At 63.0% G+C, this 20,109-nt stretch carries 19 protein-coding genes; 14 read left to right on the top strand and 5 right to left on the bottom strand.

The genetic code is table 11. The features are described from left to right. Nucleotides 1–41: 41 nt before the first annotated feature. From ACQ4WO_RS03650 to ACQ4WO_RS03635, 4 genes are read right to left on the bottom strand one after another with little or no spacing between them, the layout of a single operon-like run. A complete protein-coding gene (locus ACQ4WO_RS03650) occupies nt 42–1,253 on the bottom strand; it encodes a class I SAM-dependent methyltransferase (RefSeq protein WP_436480266.1) in 1,212 nt (403 codons plus the stop codon). After that, nucleotides 1,250–2,191 carry a UDP-glucuronic acid decarboxylase family protein gene (locus tag ACQ4WO_RS03645; protein ID WP_436480265.1) on the bottom strand — a complete coding sequence of 314 codons (942 nt, stop codon included), beginning with the start codon at nt 2,189–2,191 and terminating at the stop codon, nt 1,250–1,252. The genes ACQ4WO_RS03650 and ACQ4WO_RS03645 overlap by 4 nt, the downstream gene beginning before the upstream one ends. Beyond that, on the bottom strand, nt 2,188–4,233 hold the full coding sequence (locus tag ACQ4WO_RS03640) for an O-linked N-acetylglucosamine transferase, SPINDLY family protein (protein ID WP_436480264.1): 2,046 nt from the start codon (nt 4,231–4,233) through the stop codon (nt 2,188–2,190). Before ACQ4WO_RS03640 ends, ACQ4WO_RS03645 begins: the two co-directional genes overlap by 4 nt. Continuing rightward, nucleotides 4,220–4,687 (bottom strand): hypothetical protein, encoded by a 468-nt coding sequence (locus ACQ4WO_RS03635; protein WP_436480263.1) that lies wholly within the window; start codon nt 4,685–4,687, stop codon nt 4,220–4,222. The genes ACQ4WO_RS03640 and ACQ4WO_RS03635 overlap by 14 nt, the downstream gene beginning before the upstream one ends. Between ACQ4WO_RS03635 and ACQ4WO_RS03630 the strand changes: the two genes are divergently transcribed. From ACQ4WO_RS03630 to ACQ4WO_RS03595, 8 genes are all read left to right on the top strand, one after another. Beyond that, nucleotides 4,662–6,140: a flagellin N-terminal helical domain-containing protein gene (locus ACQ4WO_RS03630; protein WP_436480262.1), complete on the top strand. Its 1,479-nt coding sequence runs from the start codon at nt 4,662–4,664 to the stop codon at nt 6,138–6,140. The genes ACQ4WO_RS03635 and ACQ4WO_RS03630 overlap by 26 nt on opposite strands. 84 nt (nt 6,141–6,224) lie before the next feature. Then, nucleotides 6,225–6,593: a flagellar protein FlaG gene (locus ACQ4WO_RS03625; RefSeq protein WP_436480261.1), complete on the top strand. Its 369-nt coding sequence runs from the start codon at nt 6,225–6,227 to the stop codon at nt 6,591–6,593. Between the two features lie 240 nt (nt 6,594–6,833). Then, a complete protein-coding gene (gene fliD / locus ACQ4WO_RS03620) occupies nt 6,834–9,512 on the top strand; it encodes a flagellar filament capping protein FliD (RefSeq protein ID WP_436480260.1) in 2,679 nt (892 codons plus the stop codon). Nucleotides 9,513–9,533: 21 nt separating this feature from the next. Continuing rightward, nucleotides 9,534–9,980 carry a flagellar export chaperone FliS gene (gene fliS / locus ACQ4WO_RS03615; RefSeq protein ID WP_436480259.1) on the top strand — a complete coding sequence of 149 codons (447 nt, stop codon included), beginning with the start codon at nt 9,534–9,536 and terminating at the stop codon, nt 9,978–9,980. 3 nt (nt 9,981–9,983) lie between these two features. Next, nucleotides 9,984–10,310 carry a flagellar protein FliT gene (locus tag ACQ4WO_RS03610; protein ID WP_436480258.1) on the top strand — a complete coding sequence of 109 codons (327 nt, stop codon included), beginning with the start codon at nt 9,984–9,986 and terminating at the stop codon, nt 10,308–10,310. A gap of 24 nt (nt 10,311–10,334) precedes the next feature. Next, nucleotides 10,335–11,513 (top strand): flagellar hook-length control protein FliK, encoded by a 1,179-nt coding sequence (gene fliK, locus ACQ4WO_RS03605; protein WP_436480257.1) that lies wholly within the window; start codon nt 10,335–10,337, stop codon nt 11,511–11,513. Continuing rightward, nucleotides 11,506–11,832, top strand: a complete 327-nt coding sequence (locus tag ACQ4WO_RS03600) for an EscU/YscU/HrcU family type III secretion system export apparatus switch protein (RefSeq protein WP_035821344.1) — start codon at nt 11,506–11,508, stop codon at nt 11,830–11,832. Before fliK ends, ACQ4WO_RS03600 begins: the two co-directional genes overlap by 8 nt. Before the next feature lie 25 nt (nt 11,833–11,857). Then, nucleotides 11,858–12,604, top strand: coding sequence for a flagellar brake protein (locus tag ACQ4WO_RS03595; protein ID WP_436480256.1), 747 nt, complete (start codon nt 11,858–11,860; stop codon nt 12,602–12,604). A 79-nt stretch (nt 12,605–12,683) separates the two neighbouring features. Here the strand turns inward: ACQ4WO_RS03595 and fliE are convergent, their stop codons facing one another. Further along, nucleotides 12,684–12,986: a flagellar hook-basal body complex protein FliE gene (gene fliE / locus ACQ4WO_RS03590; RefSeq protein ID WP_230517249.1), complete on the bottom strand. Its 303-nt coding sequence runs from the start codon at nt 12,984–12,986 to the stop codon at nt 12,684–12,686. A gap of 316 nt (nt 12,987–13,302) precedes the next feature. Between fliE and fliF the strand changes: the two genes are divergently transcribed. The 6 genes from fliF to ACQ4WO_RS03560 all read left to right on the top strand — a co-directional run bounded on the left by fliF (nt 13,303) and on the right by ACQ4WO_RS03560 (nt 19,942). After that, nucleotides 13,303–15,018 (top strand): flagellar basal-body MS-ring/collar protein FliF, encoded by a 1,716-nt coding sequence (gene fliF, locus ACQ4WO_RS03585; RefSeq protein WP_436480255.1) that lies wholly within the window; start codon nt 13,303–13,305, stop codon nt 15,016–15,018. Continuing rightward, nucleotides 15,011–16,009, top strand: coding sequence for a flagellar motor switch protein FliG (fliG, locus tag ACQ4WO_RS03580; RefSeq protein ID WP_034754023.1), 999 nt, complete (start codon nt 15,011–15,013; stop codon nt 16,007–16,009). Before fliF ends, fliG begins: the two co-directional genes overlap by 8 nt. 43 nt (nt 16,010–16,052) lie before the next feature. Then, nucleotides 16,053–16,754, top strand: a complete 702-nt coding sequence (locus ACQ4WO_RS03575; RefSeq protein WP_139092333.1) for a flagellar assembly protein FliH — start codon at nt 16,053–16,055, stop codon at nt 16,752–16,754. A gap of 89 nt (nt 16,755–16,843) precedes the next feature. Then, on the top strand, nt 16,844–18,160 hold the full coding sequence (gene fliI / locus ACQ4WO_RS03570) for a flagellar protein export ATPase FliI (RefSeq protein ID WP_232731380.1): 1,317 nt from the start codon (nt 16,844–16,846) through the stop codon (nt 18,158–18,160). Nucleotides 18,161–18,192: 32 nt separating this feature from the next. Further along, a complete protein-coding gene (gene fliJ / locus ACQ4WO_RS03565) occupies nt 18,193–18,633 on the top strand; it encodes a flagellar export protein FliJ (protein WP_046685922.1) in 441 nt (146 codons plus the stop codon). A 19-nt stretch (nt 18,634–18,652) separates the two neighbouring features. Continuing rightward, a complete protein-coding gene (locus ACQ4WO_RS03560) occupies nt 18,653–19,942 on the top strand; it encodes a flagellar hook-length control protein FliK (protein ID WP_436480254.1) in 1,290 nt (429 codons plus the stop codon). Nucleotides 19,943–20,109: the final 167 nt, after the last annotated feature.

The raw sequence follows: 20,109 nt of genomic DNA, 5'->3' as shown, positions 1-20,109 counted from the left end.
CATTTTGCATTCCGGCGCCACTGGGGCGCCTGGCGCGAGCATCAGCGGTACGGATGCTCGTCAGCAAAGAAATCGATCAAGCCGCCTTCGTGCTCGATCAGGATGGATTTGGCAACGATGCCCTCGCGCGCCATTTCGGCAGCGATATCGCGTGCGCGCCACTGCGTGGGGATGATGACCACGTCGACGGGTTCTGTTTTCAGCACGTCGCGGTAGACGATTTGCTGGCCCAGGCTCGGCACAAAGGTGCCGGCTTTGTCCGGGTCGGAATCGACCACCAGCGGGAAGCGCTGCGCGTCGGCGCCGAACTGGTGCATGAAGGCGGCGGCCTTGCCTGTGCCGCCCCAGATGGCCACGCGCCGGCCGCCGGCAGCCAAAGTGTCAAGCTGGGCGGCAATATTCTTGCGGCTGCGCTGGGCAGCAAGAGCAAACGCATTGCTGTGGCGCGCCTGCTCGCGCAGGGCCTTCGGAATCTGCAGGCGCACCAGCGCATACACGACTTCGCCGTCATAGCCATGCGCCAGTTGCACCACCTCGCCTGCGCGCTGCATCAGGGTACGGAACGATTCCGTCGTGAAGTGCGACATGTGTTCATAGAAGAAATCGGCAAGGCGGCCCGTGGCGAAGACCCGGTCGATGCACGGCACTTCGGCAAACAGCCAGCACGGCTTGTCCGAACGGGAGGCGGCCCACGCCATCTGCTCCACCAGCGCGGCCGGATCGGTCAGGTGCTCAAGCACATGGCGGATCACCAGCGCATCGGGCGCGAACTCGGGCAGGTCCTGCAGCGGCTGGAAATAGCGCGCGTGAAACTCCACGCCGCGGCCCGTTTCCGGCGTGGCGTTCGGGTCGAAACCGATGAAGCGCCCGTGCTCGCTGCGGGCATCGGCCAGCGCGCGCACGAAATGGCCTTCGCCGCAACCGATGTCGATCACCGTGGGCGAGTCAGGCAACTGGGCCAGCAGCACGTCGCGCGTGTCGGCCAGGTGGCCTTTCCATATCCCGCCCTTGTTGAACATGCGGTTAGGATTGTTTTGGTAGGGAATGGCGTCATAGGAAAACGCGCGGTTCCACACGTGCGTGCACTGCGGGCACTGCACGAAATCGTGCGGCTGCACGGCCATCGCCTGCGCTTCGGCCGCGCTGGCCGGCCAGCCCAGGGTGGCCAGGGCTTGCTGGCCACCATCAAAAAACGCCGCCGCCACCGTGTGGGCGCAGACCGGGCACACGGCCGGGAGCAATTGCTGTTTCATGCGAAGATCACTTTCTTGAAGTAGGCGATGGTTTCTTTCAAGCCATCATGCAGGCTCACCGTCGGTTCCCATTCCAGGGCGGCGCGCGCCTTGGCGATGTCGGGCTGGCGGCGCACGGGGTCGTCGGCCGGCAGGGGACGGAAGACCAGTTCGCTTTTCGATTCCGTCAGGCGCAGCACCAGTTCGGCCAGTTCACGGATGGTAAATTCGGCGGGATTGCCCAGGTTCATGGGGCCGATTTCCTTGGTCTGGTTCATCATGCGTACCATGCCTTCGATCAGGTCGTCGACATAGCAGAACGAGCGCGTCTGCTGGCCGTCGCCGTACAGGGTGATCGGGTCGCCCCGCAGCGCCTGCACGATAAAGTTGCTGACGACGCGGCCGTCGTTCGGATGCATGCGCGGGCCATAGGTATTAAAGATGCGCACGACGCGAATATCCACGGCCGACTGGCGGTGGTAATCGAAAAACAGGGTTTCCGCGCAGCGCTTGCCCTCGTCGTAGCAGGCGCGCGGACCGATCGGGTTGACGTGGCCCCAGTAATCCTCGCGCTGCGGATGGACTTGCGGGTCGCCATACACTTCCGAGGTGGACGCCTGCAGGATGCGCGCGCGCTTGCGCTTGGCCAGGCCCAACATGTTGATGGCGCCCAGCACCGAGGTCTTGGTGGTCGAGCTGGGGTCGTTCTGGTAGTGCACTGGGCTGGCCGGGCACGCCAAGTTGTAGATGCGGTCCACTTCCACGTACAGCGGCAGCCAGACGTCGTGGCGCAGCAGCTCGAAGCGCTTGTGGCCCAGCAGGTGGCGGATATTGTCCTTGCTGCCCGTGTAGAAATTATCCACGCACAGCACATCGTGGCCGTCGGCGATCATGCGGTCGCACAGGTGCGAGCCGAGGAAGCCGGCGCCGCCGGTAATCAGGGTGGTACGAGCCATCATTGTTCTCCTGCGTTATCAATCACAGCCATCCGCGCCTGCCACATACCCCACATGGCGTCTTCGAAATGGCGCGCAAAACGGGGCGCGTCGTACAGGGGCGAGGCCAGCACCTGCTCGCGCAAGCCGCCGCGCAGCGCCGCCAGCTGCGCCAGGTCGCCCGCTTTCTTGGCTGCAATGGCCACATAGTCATCATCGTTCGTGGCAACCCAGTCCGACAAGCCCGCATTGTGCATGATCGACTCGCCCAAGTGCGACAGGAAACGGTCGCCCTTGCGCGTGACGATGGGCAAGCCCATCCATAACGCTTCCATGCTGGTGGTGCCGCCCGGATACGGGAAGGGATCGAGCACAATGTCGGCCTGTTGATACGCGGCCAGTAACTCCTGCCGTGACGATGGGCCTTCCAGGCGCAGGCATTCGGCGCCGATGCCAAGGACGGCAAAACGCGCCATGGTGCGGCTGCGAACAGCGGCGTCGGCCAATTGCGGTGTTTTCAGGAACAATCGCGAACCCGGCACGGACTGCAAAATCCTCGCCCATACGGCCACCACGCCATCATTCATCTTGTTCAGCTTATTGAAGCAGGCAAACGTAACGTAGCCATTCTCGAGGGCTGGCAAAGGAGTGACGGGAATATCGAAGGCCGGCGGGCTGAAGCACAGATAGCTGTCCGGCATGTGCCATAGGGTTTCCGTGAAGGCAGTACTCTCTTCCAGCGGCGCGACAAAGCGGTCGCCCAGCAAATAATCCATCTGCTGCACGCCCGTGGTGGCGAAGTAGCCGAGCCAGGTCGCCTGCACGGGCGCGGGCCGCCAGGCAAACAGCGGCAAACGGTTTGCCGCCGTGTGGCCAGCCAGATCCAGCAAGACGTGCACCCCATCGGCCTCGATCATGCTCGCCGCGGCCTCTTCCGTCTTGTCAAAAATGGGACGCCAGGCGGAAAAGTGAGGGGCGATGCGATCCGTCAAATCGTCCACCACCATGGCCGTGGGATAGGCGATCAGTTCGACGCGCCGCTGGTTGAGCGAGGCGAGTATGCTTTCCAGAAAGTAACCGACAGGATGCTGGCGCAAGTCCCCGGAAACGATGCCGATACGCAGGCGCACGGCATCCTTGCGGCAGGACCATGCATTAAAAGGCTTGCTGACATACGATGCCACGGCCTTGCCATAACGCCGGGCCTGCTCAAAGTAGCGGCTGGAGTCATTGCTTGCGCTATAACTTTGCAGCATTAGCAGATTGCTATGTGCGCTGAAAAAATCTGGCGCCATGCTGATTGCCCTGCGATAGCTGAGCTCTGCAGGGCCCAGCTTGCCCAACTCCTGCAGGACCAGTCCCATATTGTTCTGCACTTCCGCATCGCGTGGCAACAACCGGACCGCCTTCTGCAAGCATGGCAGGGCGGCGCGGAGACGGCTTTGCATCAGCAAGGCCAGGCCCAGCATCTTCCAGCCCAGACCATCGTTCGGCATGCGGCGCGTCAGCGCACGCGCCTCCTTTTCCAGTTCGGCATACTTTTGCTGATCGAACAATATGTTCATGCGCTCGCCAGGTTGCGGCGCTGCCTTGCGCCCCACGTCCATCCGGCCGGACGGTTGCGGCGCGGCCGTATCCGTCCCTGCCTGCATACGCAAAAGTAATTCTTGCTGCAACTGATCGGCGGCCAGGCTATCGAGGCCGTGCTGGCGGCCCAAGGTCAGCATCTGTTGGGCTGTGGCATGCTGGCCTGCCAGTATCAGCGCCTCTATATAGTCGAGCCAGCTGCTGGCTTGATCAGGATGGGCACCCAGCACGACCGCGAAATAAGGTACGGCCGCCGCAGCGTCGCCGACACGCATCGAGAGCAGGCCAAGTTGTCTGTTCGCAAATGCTTGCTGCGGCGCCAGTTCCAGCACCGCCAAGAACAGTTGTGCGGCCGCATCCAGTTCATCGTCACGCAAATGCTGCTGTGCCATCTGCAATGCCGCATCGATGGCCTGTGTCACTTCGTGCGCCAGCGGCGCGGCGGCGGAGCTGCTTGAGCCCAGTTCAGTCGTTGTCATAAAAACCCGAGGTTAGGCCACGTAACGCTGCCACGGCAGCCATGGCAGGCGGAATGTGCAATATGGAAACAATATTACCAGCTGCGCCACGGCCCAAGACGACGAGCATGAGGGGAAAGGGGGGGCTTATAGATGCTTTACCGAATGGCGATGCCAGCCAGCCCGGCCTGCCAAGCGGAAAACAGCGGCATAAAAAAGGCTGAAATAAATATTTTTTCACCCTCAAGTTTTGTTTTTTCCTGCCGTCTAGCGTGCCGCACCACGGAAAAATGAGGGTAAAAAAATAAAATAAAGAATGTTTTTCCCCATCAACTTTTTCAGCCTGCCACCGATAAACATTACAACGACGGTTTGATTGCTTCAAAGTACAGAGGCAGACCAACGTGAATAGCACATAGCGCAATGTAATACCTGTCTGGAGAATTAAAATGGCTGCAGTAATTAACACCAACATCGCTTCCCTGAACTCGCAACGCAACCTGTCGACCTCGCAATCGGCCTTGACCACCTCGCTGCAACGCCTGTCCTCCGGTCTGCGTATTAACAGCGCCAAAGACGATGCCGCCGGCCTGTCGATTTCCGACCGCATGACGTCGCAGATCAACGGCATGACGCAAGCCACCCGCAACGCCAATGACGGCGTATCGCTGGCGCAAACGGCCGAGGGTGCACTGTCGAGCTCTGGCGACATCCTGCAACGTATCCGCCAACTGGCCGTACAATCGTCGAACGCCACCAACTCGGCCAGCGACCGCCAGGCGCTGCAAACCGAAGTCGGCCAGCTGAACTCGGAATTGAACCGTATCGCCCAAACCACCTCGTTCAACGGCCAGGCTTTGCTGGACGGCACGATGGGTACGGCCAACTTCCAGGTCGGCGCCGATGCCAACCAATTGATTTCGGCCAATGGCGCGAACTTCCTGACCAGCACCTACGGCAACAACCGCGTGGAAAATGCTGCCGTACAAGCGGGTTCGACCTCTTCCGCCGCTGCCGGCGCGGTCAAAATCTCGGGCAAGTTCGGTTCCGCTGATGTTACCACCACGACCGCATCGACGGCAAAATCCGTTGCCGCCGCCGTCAACGCGAAAACCGCCAACACCGGCGTAACCGCCGAAGCCCGCACCGACGTCAACCTGGACTTGGGTGCTGAAGCGTACTCGTTCAAGATTGCCTCGGACAATGCAACCGACGTCACCGTCTCGTTCGCCGTTACCGGCGGCGCCAACACGGCTGCCGACTTTGCCGCAGGCATCAACGCCATCAATGCACAAACGGCCAAAACGGGCGTTACGGCCCAGTATGACTCGGTCAGCCAAGGTATCAAGATGAGCAACGCCACCGGCGCCGACATCAAGATCACCAACACGCAGACCAACACCAAGCTGAACGTGGCAACGTACGATGAAAAAGGCGCCAAGGTCACCGCACCAGCGGCATTCAGTGCCGCCGCATCGACCGCCACGGCAGTAGCGAACGGCCGCGTCACCTTCGACGGCGACAGCAGCTTCTCGGTCAACGAGACGACGGCCACCGGCTTGAAACTGACGGGCGGTACGGCTGTCGGCGCCAACCAGGGCTCGACCCTGAAATCGGTTGCCACGCTGGACGTGACCACGTTTGAAAACGCTCAACTGGCACTGAAGATCACGGATGCAGCCTTGTCCACGGTCAACAGCCAACGCGCCCAGTACGGTGCTTTGCAATCGCGCTTCTCCTCGGCGATCAGCAACCTGCAATCGACGACGGAAAACCTGTCGGCTTCGCGCAGCCGCATCGTCGATACCGACTTTGCTGCAGAAACGGCCAGCATGACCCGTGGCCAGATTCTGCAACAAGCTGGTACCGCCATGCTGGCGCAAGCGAACTCGCTGCCAAACGGCGTGCTGAGCCTGCTGCGCGGCTAATCTTCGATTAGCAACGCTACATCGCTGGACTCAGGTTCCCCTGTCGGATTTCTTCGGCAGGGGAATTTTCACTAGGGGAGCAACATGACTATCGACACCATCGCTGCCGCCTCCGCAGCGCGCATCGACAAGAACTACCCATCCGCGGAACCGGCCACCGCGCGCGCGCAGGTGGCACGCAGCGCGAACACCGGCATCGACGCGACGGCCAGCAAAGCCAAGGAACCGAGCCGCGAAGAGCTCGACCAGGCCGTTTCGGAACTGAACCAGTCGCCACAGGTCAAAACCCAGGGCTTGCAATTTTCCATCGACGAAGACAGCCAGCGCACCGTGGTCAAGATCATCGACCAGGAAACGCAAGAAGTCCTGCGCCAGATCCCCACCCGGGAAGCGCTGGAAATCGCCAAGTCCTTTGCTTCGGCAAAAGGCCAGCTGATCAGCCAAAGCGCATAATCCATGCCGACAGCAAGCGCAGGGCCAGTGCAATATAGCAACATAGCAACGGAACCGCGAACAAGGGCCAGCCAGCCACACCTGGACTGGCCCTGTTTTTTAGTGCACTCCACATAACAAAACCCCGCCATTGCGCCCCGCCTGTTCTGCCAGCTGAAAACAAGACCATAAAAGCCCCTCTCAAGTCCTGATTGATTCTGCCGATAACAGCTTATATTAGTGTTTTCCTAGGAGCATGTAGTGGCCATCTCACCAACCTTATCTTCCCCAGGCATCGGCAACAGCACGCTGGACGTCACCGCCCTCATCGATAAGCTGATGACAGCTGAAGCACTGCCCCTGGCATCGTATGACAAGAAAACCGCTTCCTACCAGGCCAAGCTGAGCGCGCTGGGCACGCTGAGCGGCGCCGTGGGCGCCTTCCAGACCTCTCTCTCGGGCTTGAGCAACAGCAATAATTTCCGCGCCGTCTCGGCGATGCCTGCCGACCCTCTGGTGTTCACGGCCTCGGCCGGCGCCAAGGCCGTGGCCGGCAATTACAACATCAATGTCAGCCAGCTGGCGCAGTCGCAAACCCTGACCTCGGCTGGCTACGCCAGCAAGATTTCCACCATCGGCTCGGGTGCCAAGACCACCATTTCCTTCCAGTTGGGCAATGTTACCGGTGGTATCTTCGGCATGAAAGGTACGGCGCTCAGCGGTACCACTTTGCAAAACGGCATCAACAACGGCTCCCTGACCCTGAATGGCACGGCCATTCCCACCGATAGCACGACCAAGAGCACGCGCGCGCTGGCCGAAGCCATCAATGCCAAGAGCAGCACCACGGGAGTGACGGCAACGGCGCAGCCAGCCGCCAGCAGCGCCACCCTGTTCGCCGGCTATGGCAATGTTGCCACCGGTGCCGATGGCACCTATTCGCTGTCCGTCGGCGGCGTCAATATCGTTACGCAAGGCAATGGCGTGGCGGCCGGCAGCGGCATCACGGGCGCCTCGCTCGACACCACCCTGGCCGGCCCGAACGCCGTCTCGAACGCGCTGGCCGAGGCCAACATCACCGTCACCGGCAAGGCTGCCGACGGCACCCTGCAATTTACGCGCGCCGACGGCTCCAACATCCAGATCGAGGAAGTGGTCACGGGCGACGTCAAGGGCGGCATCGGCCATGCGTCCACGGCCACCAACACGGGCTTTAACGTCACCGTCGCCAGTTCCATCACGCTCGCCTCGACCAATGGCAGCCCCATCACGGTGGCCGGCAGCAATCCGGCCGCCGCCGGGCTGACGGCCGGCGCCGGCGGTGCGTATATCGGCAGCGGCTTTACCCAGGATGCGACGCAGGCGACGGGCACGGTGGTCATCGATTCCACGAACAACTCGCTGCAAGGCATCCGCGACGCCATCAACAATGCGGGCCTGGGCGTGACCGCCAGCATCGTTTCCGACGGTTCGGACAAGCCGCACCATCTGGTGCTGAGCTCGTCGAAGTCCGGCGCCAACTCCTCCATGAAGATTTCGCTGAGCGGCAGCGATGGCCAGCCCGCCGACAGCGCGCTGAGCGACTTGCTGTCCTACGACGCGTCTGGCACGCAAAACCTGAAACAGAACAGCGCCGCGCAGAACACCATGCTCAGCGTCAACGGCATTCCCATCACGAACAGTTCGAACAGCATCGACAGCGCCATCGAAGGCGTGACCCTGAACGTGCTGAAGGTGGGCAGCAGCTCGCTGTCCGTGTCCAAGGATACGTCGACGGTCAAGACCAGCGTCACCGCCTTCGTCAAGGCGTACAACGACTTGAACGCGTCGATTGCCAAGATGACGTCCTACAACGCGGAAACCAAGCAGGCCGGCATCATGCTGGGCGACTCGACGACGCAATCGATCCAGTCGCAGCTGCGCAAGCAGTTGAGCACATCGATCACTGGACTGGCAGGCAACCTGAAGACCCTGGACCAGGTCGGCATTACCTTCCAAAAAGACGGCAGCCTGGTACTCGATTCGGCCGTACTGGACAAGGCCATCGGCGCCAATTTCTCCGACGTGGCCGGCCTCTTCTCTGCTCTGGGAAAAACCACGGACAGCAACGTCAGCTTCACCAGTTCGACGGCCGCCACCAAGCCCGGTTCGTATGCGCTGAACATCACCAACATGGCCAGCCAGGGCACCCTGAACGGCACTGTGGCGCTACCAGCATCGACGACGATCGCCAGCGACACTACCTGGAGCGTCACCCTGAATGATACGGAGCCTGCGGCCGCCAAGAACACGGCGACCGTGACCATTCCTGCTGGCAACTATACCCCCGCCCAGCTTGCCGGCATGATCCAGTCGTCGATCAACGGCGTGAAGACCTTCAGTGAAAACGGCGGATCGGTGACGGCTTCGATCGACGGCAATGGCCGCCTGGTAGTGGCGTCCGCCCGTTACGGCTCCGTCTCCAACCTGGCTGTGGCCAGCGTCACGGGCACGGGCGTCGAGACGCTGATCGGCGCCGGCGTCACCCCTACCAAGGGCACGGACGTGGCCGGCACCATCGGCGGCCAGGCCGTCATCGGTTCGGGCCAGACCTTGACGGGCGCGCCCGGTTCGCCTGCCGACGGCCTGAAGATCGAAGTGACGGGCGGCGGCATAGGAGACAGAGGCACGGTGAGCTTCTCGCAGGGCTATGCCTACCAGCTGAACAACCTTGCCGCCGCCTTCCTCGGCACGGATGGCCTCATCACGGGCCGCACCACGGGCATCAACAAAAGCATCAAGGATGTGGCCGACCAGCGCCAGCGCTTTGCCGACAAGCTGACGGGTATCGAAGCGCGCTACCGCGCCCAGTACACGCGCCTGGACGTGACGCTGAGCAAAATGGCGACCACGCAATCGTATTTGACCCAGCAGCTGGCCGCCCTCGCCGCCAACCGTTAAGCCCAATCATCAGGAGAACATATGTTTGGAACCCAACAACGCGGCGTCAATGCCTACGCCAAGGTCGGCCTGGAGACGGGTATCGTTTCGGCCTCGCCGCACAAGCTGATCGTGATGCTGTACGACGGCGCCCTGGTGGCCGTGCTCAGCGCGCAGATGCACATGAAATCGGGCAACGTGCCGGAAAAAGGCAAGTCCATCTCGAAAGCCATCCAGATCATCGACAATGGCTTGCGCGCCAGCCTGGACAAGGACGCGGGCGGCCAGATCGCCGAAGGTCTCGACGCCCTGTATGAATACATGAGCGCGCGCTTGCTGGCGGCCAACATCCACAACGATCTGGCCATGCTGGAAGAAGTGCAGCGCCTGCTGACCGATCTGCGTGAAACCTGGAACGCCATAGGCGCCACCCCCGCCGCCACGCCTGGCGCCGATTTGAAACGTATGCCCAGCCTTGCGAGTGCCTGACCCATGATGACCAATCAAGAAGTCCTGACCACCTACGAAACCGTGCAGACCCTGACGGGCCAGATGGTCACCGCCGCCGCCAATGCCGACTGGGACGAGCTCGAAGCGCTGGAACAGCGCATCAGCACGCATGTGGCGGCGTTGAAGGCGAATGAAGAAAAAGTCGTGCTGGAAAGCGCAGGCCGCCAGCGCAAGGTCGCCCTGATCAGGCAGATCCTGGAAGACGACCGCAAGATCCGCGACCTCACCATGCCGTGGATGGCGCAATTGTCCAAGCTGATCAACAGCACCGGCACCGAACGGCGCCTGGCCAACGCCTACGGCGTCTAAACGCCCACGGGGCAAGGTCACATCATGTTGCCGAAGATGGATGCGATCGGCATGACGCCCTTGACCCCGGTCAAGGTCACGCGGGCGGCCGATGCCGTCGCCGACCCGCGCCAGGCCGAGTTCCAGCGCTCGCTGCAGGGACTCATCGGCAAATCCATGCAGGGGCAGGTGCTGGCCCGCATGGGCGACGGCAGCTTCCTCGTGCGCGTGGCCGGCACGCCGGCCCGCATGCAGCTGCCCGCCGGCGCCCAGCCGGGCATGGAAATTCCGCTGACCCTGATCGGCATCCATCCCCGCCCCTCTTTTCAAATCGGCAACAACCGCGACCAGCCCGCCAGCGCCCTGCTGACGTATGCGGACGCGGAGGCAGAGCCCGACGCGGCCGAAGCGCGCGGCCCCCAGGCCGGTGCCGCCCAGGCCGGCACGCGCGCCAGCAGCACGGCCGCCACCCTGCTCAGCCGTGCGCCCCTGACACCGGCCAATCTGCTGCCCGCGCTGGCAGGCGACACGCCCGCGCCAGAGCTGAGCACCACCGCGCGCGCCATCAGCACGGTGCTCAGCCAGGCGGAAAGCGTGCCCGGCGCACCCTTGTCCCTGGTCGGCAAGACGCCGCTGATGGCCACGCCGGGCGCCGCCCCGGCCCAGGTGGCCCAGAAACTGCAGGATGCGGTCGGCAGCAGCGGCCTGTTCTATGAATCGCATGTGGCCGAATGGGCCGAAGGCAAGCGGCCGCTGGCCTCGCTGCTGCTGGAGCCGCAAATGCAGAAGGCGGCACAGGGCGACATGGCCAGAATGGGCACCGACCTCGCTTCGGCGCAACTGATCAATTTACAGCTGCATACGCACGAACAGGCGCGCGTGCAGTGGCAGGGCGAAGCCTGGCCCGGCCAGAAGATGCAGTGGGATATCAGCAAGGATGCGCCGGAAGGCCAGCAGCACGATGGCCGCGAGGGCGACGAGGAAGCGACGGCCTGGCGCAGCAATGTGCGCTTCCAGTTCCCCCTGCTGGGCGACCTGGCCGCGCACGTGGTCCTGCAGGGCGGCAGAGTGGCGATCCAGTTGCAAGCGGGCAGCGAAGGCAGCGCCGACACCTTGCGCCAGCATGCGGCGCGGCTGGAAGCGTCGCTCGACGCGGCTGGCTGGCCGTTGTCGTCGCTGACGATCGCCGGCAAGCCGGTGGCGGCTGGAGCAGACGATGCTTGACGACACCAAACGCAAGGTGCCGCAGACGGCCGTCGCGCTGGCCTACCAGAGCGGCACGCCGGCGCCCAAGGTGGTGGCCAAGGGCAGCGGCCTGATCGCGGACCAGATCATCAGCACGGCGCGCGAACACGGCGTGTTCGTGCATGAATCGAAGGAATTGGTGGCGCTGCTGATGGATGTCGACCTGGACCGCCAGATTCCGCCCGGCCTGTATCGGGCGATTGCGGAACTGCTGGCCTGGTTATATCATATTGAATCTGCGAATGGCGGACCGATCCCGCCGCCGCCCGACACCAGCGTCAACCTCACCGATACATAGACAGGCATCAATGCAAGCACATATTATGGATTCCGGCCTTGAAAACTGGCATGATTTTGAAGTGGAATCGCGGCGGGAAATCATCGCCTTGCTGCGCAGCATCAGCGAAAAGAACCAGCTGATCCGCATGCTGATCCACGGTGAATCCGATGTGTGCGTCACGTCCATCCTGGAAGTCGATGCCGACCGCAACACCGTCATCCTCGACCGTTCCGTGAATGCCGACCAGAATCGGCGCATGCTGGCCGCCAAGGGCATTTCGTTTGAAACCTCGCTCGACAAGATCCGCATCCTGTTTGCCAGCGCCCTGGTGGAAGAGTGCAATTACGGCGGCACGCCCGCCTTGAAAATTGCCATACCAGAAACACTGATCCGCTTGCAGCGGCGCGAGTACTACCGCATGACGACGCCCGTGAGCAATCCCGTGCGCGTCTCGATTCCCCTGCCGCCCTCGCTCGGTGGCGCCGACACCCTGTTCCCGCTGGCCGACATCAGCTGCGGCGGCATCGCCATCCTCGACAATAAACTGATGCTGGGCGAGACGATCGGCAGGGACTATCCCGGTTGCCGCATCGACTTGCCCGACGTCGGCATCGTCACCGCGACTTTGCAAATTCGCAATTCGCTGGACATGACCCTGCTGAACAACAAGCTGAACCGCCGCCTCGGCTGCCAGTTCGTCGACCTGCCGCGCAGTATGCTCGCGCACGTGCAGCGCTATATCACGCGGCTGGAGCGGGAGCGCAATGCCAGGATGGCGGGGTTGGGCTGATCACAGTTAACCCAAAACGCAAGGGCCGGGGTCGGACCCGGCGGGTCCGACCCCAGTCTTCGTTTTGGGTTCTCAACAGTTAAACCTGCATATTCATGATCTCATGATACGCAGCAACTAACTTATTGCGCACCTGCACTGTCGCCTGGAATTCGATGCTCGACTTTTGCATCGCTACCATCACATCCGACAGGCTGACCTTTTCATCGCCCATGGTAAAGCGCTGCCCCAGCGCCGACGAGGCCTTTTGCGCCCCGCTCACGGAGTCCAGCGCACTCTTGAAGGCATCGGCAAAATTCACCTTCGCCGCCGGCATCTCGGTCTGGATCGCCGGTATTTTCGCCTCCGGCCGCGTGGCCGCCGACTTCAGTTGCGCGATCATCGCCTCGATCCTGCTGCTATCGATACCGCCTGTTTTCACTTTGCCTCCCGATTCTGGTCTATTCTTGCCTGTTGCACCCAGAGAACAAAACCCTGGCTTGCAAGGCAACGACGGGTACAATAACTTCCGTCACATGTTGCCAGGGTTCCACAATACCAGCGCCCACGCCAGCCGCTCGGCCGAGCAGGCGGCAAAAGCGCCTTCTATTTGGACGATTGAAGCGCGTGACAGTGGCGGATAATTCTGCATATCGCCCCCTCCTCCAGTGGAAGCGGCCCCCACTCATTAGCAAACATACGCGCCCCGGAAGGCAATCATGGCTGTAGCCGAAGAAATCGATGTGAACCGCATACCGCCGGAACCGGCGCCTGCCCGCTCGCCCGTGGAGTCCGTGCAAGCGTTCGCCAAGACGCCGATGGGCAAGAATTTCCTGCGCGGCCTGGGCGTGGCGGCACTGATCGCCATCGGCGTGGCCCTGTACATGTGGAACCAGCCGCCTGAATACAAAGTCCTGTTCTCGAACTACACGGACCGCGACGGCGGCGCCATCACCGCTTCGCTGGACCAGCTGGGCATCAAGCACAAGTTTTCCGAAGGGGGCGGCGCCATTCTCGTGCCATCCGAGCAAGTCCACGACGCACGCCTGAAACTGGCCGCGCAAGGCTTGCCGAAAGGCGGCAACGTGGGCTTCGAGCTGATGGAAAACCAGAAGCTGGGTGTCTCGCAATTCCTGGAACAGGTCAATTTCCAGCGCGCCCTCGAGGGTGAACTAGCGAAATCGATCGAATCCGTCTCCGCCGTCGATACGGCGCGTGTCCACCTGGCCTTGCCCAAACCGTCCGTCTTCGTGCGCGAACAGCAAAAACCGACGGCTTCCGTACTGCTGAACCTGCATCCGGGCCGCGGTCTCGACCAGTTGCAGGTGAGCGCCATCGTCCACCTGGTGGCGTCGAGCGTGCCGGAATTGCTGCCGATCAATGTCACCGTCGTCGACCAGGCCGGCACCTTGCTGTCGAACCAGGAAAAGGACAAGGACCGCGCCAACGGCATCAAGAGCCTGGACCCGAACCAGCTGAAGTACGTGCAGCAATTGCAGCAAAGCGTGATCAAGCAGGTCGAATCGATCCTGCTGCCCATCGTCGGCGAAGGCAATGTACGCGCCGAAGCGACGGCCGACGTCGATTTCTCGCAAAGCGAACAGGCAGCCGAAACCTACAAGCCGAATTCGCCGCCGGAAGCGTCCACCATCCGCAGCCAGCAAACGAGCGAATCGACGGGCGCCGGCAATGCCAACCCGTCCGGCGTGCCGGGCGCACTGTCGAACCAGCCGCCAGGCGTGGCAACGGCGCCATTGACGGCCGAGGCGCCTGGTACCCCGGGCGGCGCGCCGACCGCACCGACACAGAAGGAATCGACGACGAATTATGAAGTCGACAAGACCGTGCGCTACGAACAGAAATCCATGGGCGGCCTGCGCCGCCTGTCGGTGGCCGTCGTCGTCAACTACCGCCGCAGCTTCGACAAGGATGGCAAGGTCACGGTCAAGCCGATTTCCCCTGCCGAAATGGTCCAGATCAATAATCTGGTCAAGGAAGCGATGGGCTACAACAAGGAACGCGGCGACAGCTTCAGCGTGGCCAACTCGCCCTTCGACGGCATCGACCGCGCGCCGGAAGGCAAGCTCGAATGGTGGCGCGACCCGGCCAACTTGCCGCTGGCTAAGGAATTAGCGAAATTCCTCATCACGGCCTTGATCCTGCTGTATATCTTCATCAAGATCGTGCGCCCGATGCTGCGCCCCGTGATGCGCAAGATCGACGATTTCGGCGCACCGCCGCCCGTCATTGAGCCGGAACTGGCGAAAACGGACGAAGAAAACGAAGTCCTGCTCAGCGAGGCGGAACTGGAAGAGCTGGAAGAAGATACGGCCCGCGGTTATCGCGAAAACCTGGCCATGGCCAGGAAACTGGCGCAGGAAGACCCACGCGTGGTGGCCAACGTAATCAAAGCATGGATAGGCAATAATGACTGAGACAACGGGACTGCAAAAAGCATCGATCCTGATGCTGGCACTGGGCGAGAGCGAAGCGGCCGAGGTCATGAAATTCCTCGGCCCGCGCGAAGTGCTGAAACTGGGCGCCGCCATGGCCACCATGAAGGGCATCGCGCACGAGCAGGTGGTCGAGGTGCTCGGCGACTTCCGCGCGCAGACGGAACTCAATTCCACCGTCGGCCTCGATTCGGACGAATACATCCGCCAAGTCCTCACCAAGGCGCTGGGCGACGACAAGGCGTCCGTGCTGCTGTCGCGCATCCTGGGCGGCAAGGATGCGTCCGGCATCGAATCGCTGAAGTGGATGGATTCGCAATCCGTGTCCGAACTGATCCGCAACGAGCACCCGCAGATCATCGCCACCATCCTCGTCCATCTGGAACGCGACCAGGCTTGCGAAATCCTCGGCCACTTCACGGACCGCCTGCGCAACGACGTGGTCTTGCGCATCGCCACCCTGGACGGCGTGCAGCCGGCCGCCTTGCGCGAACTCAACGATGTGCTGACGAAACTGCTGTCGGGTAACGAAAACATCAAGAAATCGTCGCTGGGCGGCGTGCGCGCGGCAGCCGAGATCCTGAACTTCATGAGCGGCGAGCAGGAAGGCTCCGTCATGGACAACATCAAGAACTACGACAACGACATGGCGCAAAAGATCATGGACGAAATGTTCGTGTTCGACAACGTGATCGATATCGACGACCGCGGCATCCAGTTGCTGCTGCGCGAAGTGCAGTCGGAAATGCTGATCATCGCCCTGAAAGGCGCCTCGCAGGAGCTGCGCGACAAGATCTTCAAGAACATGTCGCAGCGCGCCGGCGAGATGATGCGCGAAGATCTCGAGTCGAAAGGCCCCGTGCGCCTGTCGGAAGTGGAATCGCAGCAGAAACAGATCCTGCAGATCGTGCGCCGCCTGGCGGACGAAGGGCAGATTGTCTTAGGTGGAAAAGGCGAGGATTCGTTTGTCTAATTTCATTCCCAAAGAGCAGCAAACCGCCTACCAACGCTGGGAAATGACCTCGTTTGGCGACGAGCGTCCCAGCGTGGTGGCGGCGCGCAAGCTGCTGGAACCAGATCCCGAGCCCGAGCTCGACCCGTTTGCCGAACTGCACGAGGAAGAGCTGGCCCCGCCGCTCGAATACCCGACGCAGGAAGAGCTCGACGCCATCCGCGAGGAAGCGCGCGCCACGGCCTTCGAGGAAGGCCGCGCGGCCGGCTATGCGGAAGGCCACGCGGCCGGGCATGCCGACGGCCATGCCGAGTCGTATGCGCAAGGCAAGGCGGCGTCTAGCGTGGAACTGGCGCATCTGCAAACCATCGCCGTCGACTTCGGCACGGCCGTGCACCAGGCCGACGAACTGATCGCCAACGACGTGATGGAACTGGCGCTGCAGCTGGCCAAGGGCATGCTGAAAACTGCCTTGCCCGTGCGCCCCGAGCTGATGTTGCCGATCGTGCGCGAAGCCATCGAATACTTGCCAGTGCTGCAACAACCGGCCTTGCTGATGCTCAACCCGGAAGACGCGCAAGTGGTGCGCGACGGCATCGGCGATGAGCTCGACAAGGGCGGCTGGCGTGTCATCGAAGACCCGAGCGTGGAACGCGGCGGTTGCAAGATCGACACGGCCAGCAACCAGATCGACGCGCAGGCGTCTACCCGCTGGCACCGCCTGACGCATGCGCTGGGCAAAGACCTGGACTGGTTGGCGCCGTGAGCGAGCCCGTCAAAGGCCCCACTGCCCATGCGGCGCGCTGGCGCGCCTACCTGAGCGACTGTTCGGCCGTCGTCGGCTTTGTGGAACCGATGCAAATTTCTGGCAGGGTCACGCGCGTGGCCGGCCTGGTGATGGAAGCCGTGGGCTTGCGCCTGGCCGTCGGCGCCGCCTGCACCGTGCCGCTGCCGAATGGCGGCCGGGTCGAGGCGGAAGTCGTCGGTTTCGAAGGCGACCGCCTGTTTTTGATGCCGCAAAGCGACGTCGAGGGCATCGTGCCCGGCACGCGCGTATTTTCCGTCGAACCGGCCATCCCCCGCCCCGGCAGCGTCGCGCATCCACGGCGCCGCCCCAGCGACCGCGCGCGCCACTTGCCCGTGGGCCCGCAACTGCTGGGCCGCGTGCTCGATGGCGCGGGACGCCCGCTCGACCAGCTCGGCCCCCTGCACACGGTTGACAGCGCCCCCATCAATGTACGCCCCGCCAATCCCCTGGGCCGCGCGCCCATCGTCGACACCCTGGACGTGGGCGTGCGCTCGATCAATGCCATGCTGACCGTGGGCCGTGGCCAGCGCATGGGCCTGTTCGCCGGTTCCGGCGTCGGTAAAAGCGTGCTGCTGGGCATGATGGCCCGTTACACGGAGGCGGACGTGATCGTCGTCGGCCTGATCGGCGAACGGGGACGCGAGGTGAAGGAATTCATCGAACAGATTCTCGGCGCCGAAGGCCTGGCCCGCTCAGTCGTTGTGGCCGCGCCGGCCGACACGCCGCCGCTGATGCGCCTGCAAGGGGCCGCGTATGCGACGGCCATTGCCGAACATTTCCGCGACCAGGGGCAGAACGTGCTGTTGATCATGGATTCGCTGACCCGCTACGCCATGGCGCAGCGCGAAATCGCCCTGGCCATCGGCGAGCCGCCCGCCACCAAGGGCTATCCGCCCTCCGTCTTCGCCAAGCTGCCCGTGCTGGTGGAGCGGGCCGGCAATGGCGAGGAAGGCGGCGGCTCGATCACGGCCTTCTACACCGTGCTGACCGAGGGCGACGACCAGCAAGACCCGATCGCCGACTCGGCGCGCGCCATCCTGGACGGCCATATCGTGCTGAACCGCCGGCTGGCCGAAGCGGGCCATTATCCGGCCATCGACATCGAGCAATCGATCTCGCGCGCTGCCCACTCGATCACCACGCACGAGCACCAGCAGCAGGCACGCAAGCTGAAACAGCTGTATTCGCGCTATGAGCGCAGCCGCGACCTGATCAGCGTGGGCGCCTATAGCGCCGGCACCGACCCCGTGCTGGACCAGGCCATCGCCCTGCATGAAAAGATTGAAGCGTTTTTGCAACAGCAAATCACGGAGCGGGTCAGCATGGACGAGAGCTTGGGGCAACTTACCGCTCTATTCGACTGATTAGGACTTGCATAGCGGGAATATAATCAGCCATGGCTTCTCCTTCCCAACTTGCAACCCTGATCGACCTCGCCCAGCGCGAAACGGACGACTGCGCCAAGCGCCTGGGCGCGGCCCTGAAAGCGCTCGATGATTGCCGCCAGAAGCTCGACATGCTGTCCGGCTACCGCGACGACTATGCCAAGCGCTTCGAAGCGAGCATGAGCAGCGGGATCACGCCGATGGCTTACCGCAATTTCCAGGCTTTCATGGTCAAACTCGACAGCGCGATCATGGGCCAGCAGCAAGTGGTCGAGCATGCGCAAGCGCGCAGCGACAATGAAAAGATGCGCTGGCAGCTGGCCGAACGCAAGCGCATGTCGTACACGACCCTGAACAACCGGGCGCAGGAACAGGCGCTAAAGCTGGAAAACAAGCGCGACCAGAAAGCAATGGATGAGCACGCGGCGCGACAAGCCTATTACAAACGCTAAGCAACACTGAGGCAGCATCATGCAAACCCAGCCAACCCCGATTTCCCAGATTATCTCGCCAAACGCCACGCCGGGCGCCGCCAACCGCAGCCAGCCGACCACCAGCGGTGCGGCGGGCGACTTCCAGCGCACCCTGAACCGCCAGATCGAGCAACGCCAGGCCAGCCGCAATATGGCGCAAACGCAGGCAGCAGCGCCGGCGGCGCGCCCCGCCAGCCCGGCGGCCACGCCAGCGCCAGCGACGCCGGCACCCGCCAGTGAAGCGAAGCCGGCGCAAGCGGGCACCGACCAGGCGGCCAGCAACGAACAGCCGTCCACGCCAGCGGCCGAGGCGGCCACACAAGCCAGCGGCGATGGTTCCAGCGCCACGGCCGAGGCCAACGTCCCTGCCGTCCCCGACGCGACAGTCACGCCGCCAGCCGATCCGGCCGCCGAGATGCTGGCCCTCGTGGGCAGCATCCAACTGGCCATCCAGCCGCCAGCGGCCAAGGCCGTGCCGGAACTGCCCGCGCGCGCCAGCGTCAAGGCCGACGGCAAGGGTTTGGCAACGGGGCCGTTGCTGGCAGCCGGCCAGGGTAGCGGCAAGGCCGCCGCCACCGTCATCGCGCAAACGGACGGCGGCGACTTTGCCGACAGCCTGGGCCAGGCCCAGGGCAAGGCGGTCGCCACACCAAGCGCCAGCGTGCCGGCAGGCAAGGCCGAACCGGGCAAGCTGGCCATCGACGCCCAGCTGGCGGCCACCGCCAAGGCGGGTACCGCCGTGGCCGAACCGGTCCTCAAGGAAATACCAGCCGACCTGAGCCGCCTGGCGGCCCAGTTGCAGCCGGGCGCGCTGCAGCAGGCGGCGGCCGCCGTGGCCGTGCCGGCCGACAAGCTGACGGGCCGGGTCGGTACGCCGGCCTGGGACCAGCAACTGGGGCAGAAAGTCGTGTGGATGGCGGCCGGTGGCGATCAGAGCGCCACCCTGACCCTGAATCCGCCCGACCTGGGCCCCGTGCAAGTGGTCTTGACGGTCACCAATGACCAGGCCGACGCCGCCTTCATGTCGGCCCAGCCGGAAGTACGCCAGGCGCTGGAAGCGGCCATGCCGCGCTTGCGCGAAATGATGAGCGAAGCGGGCATCGCCTTCGGCAGCGCCACCGTCTCGGCCGGCACGCCGGAACAGCAAAACAATGGCGAACGCGCCGCCTCGGGCGAACGCCGTGGCAATGGCCAGAGCGGCGGCGCCTCCGGTGGCGAGATCGCCATCGCGCCGGCGACGGGCGGACGCAGCCGGGCCAGCCTGAGTGCCGTGGATACCTTTGCCTGAGGACAATTCGTCGTCCGCAGGCCACAGGCGCGCCCCACGGCATAACTTTTCGTATAAAAACAGCGAGTTGAGGGCGCTTCCGCCCTCTTTTCACTGCATCCTCCTGCGCAGAATTTGCCGATAATGACATAATGGCGTCGTGATCCACTTCCATGCACCCGAGTACC

The sequence above is a fragment of the Janthinobacterium aestuarii genome (assembly GCF_051380835.1).
Taxonomy (GTDB): Bacteria; Pseudomonadota; Gammaproteobacteria; order Burkholderiales; family Burkholderiaceae_D; genus Janthinobacterium; species Janthinobacterium aestuarii.
This window is presented reverse-complemented; position numbering and strand designations above follow the sequence as displayed.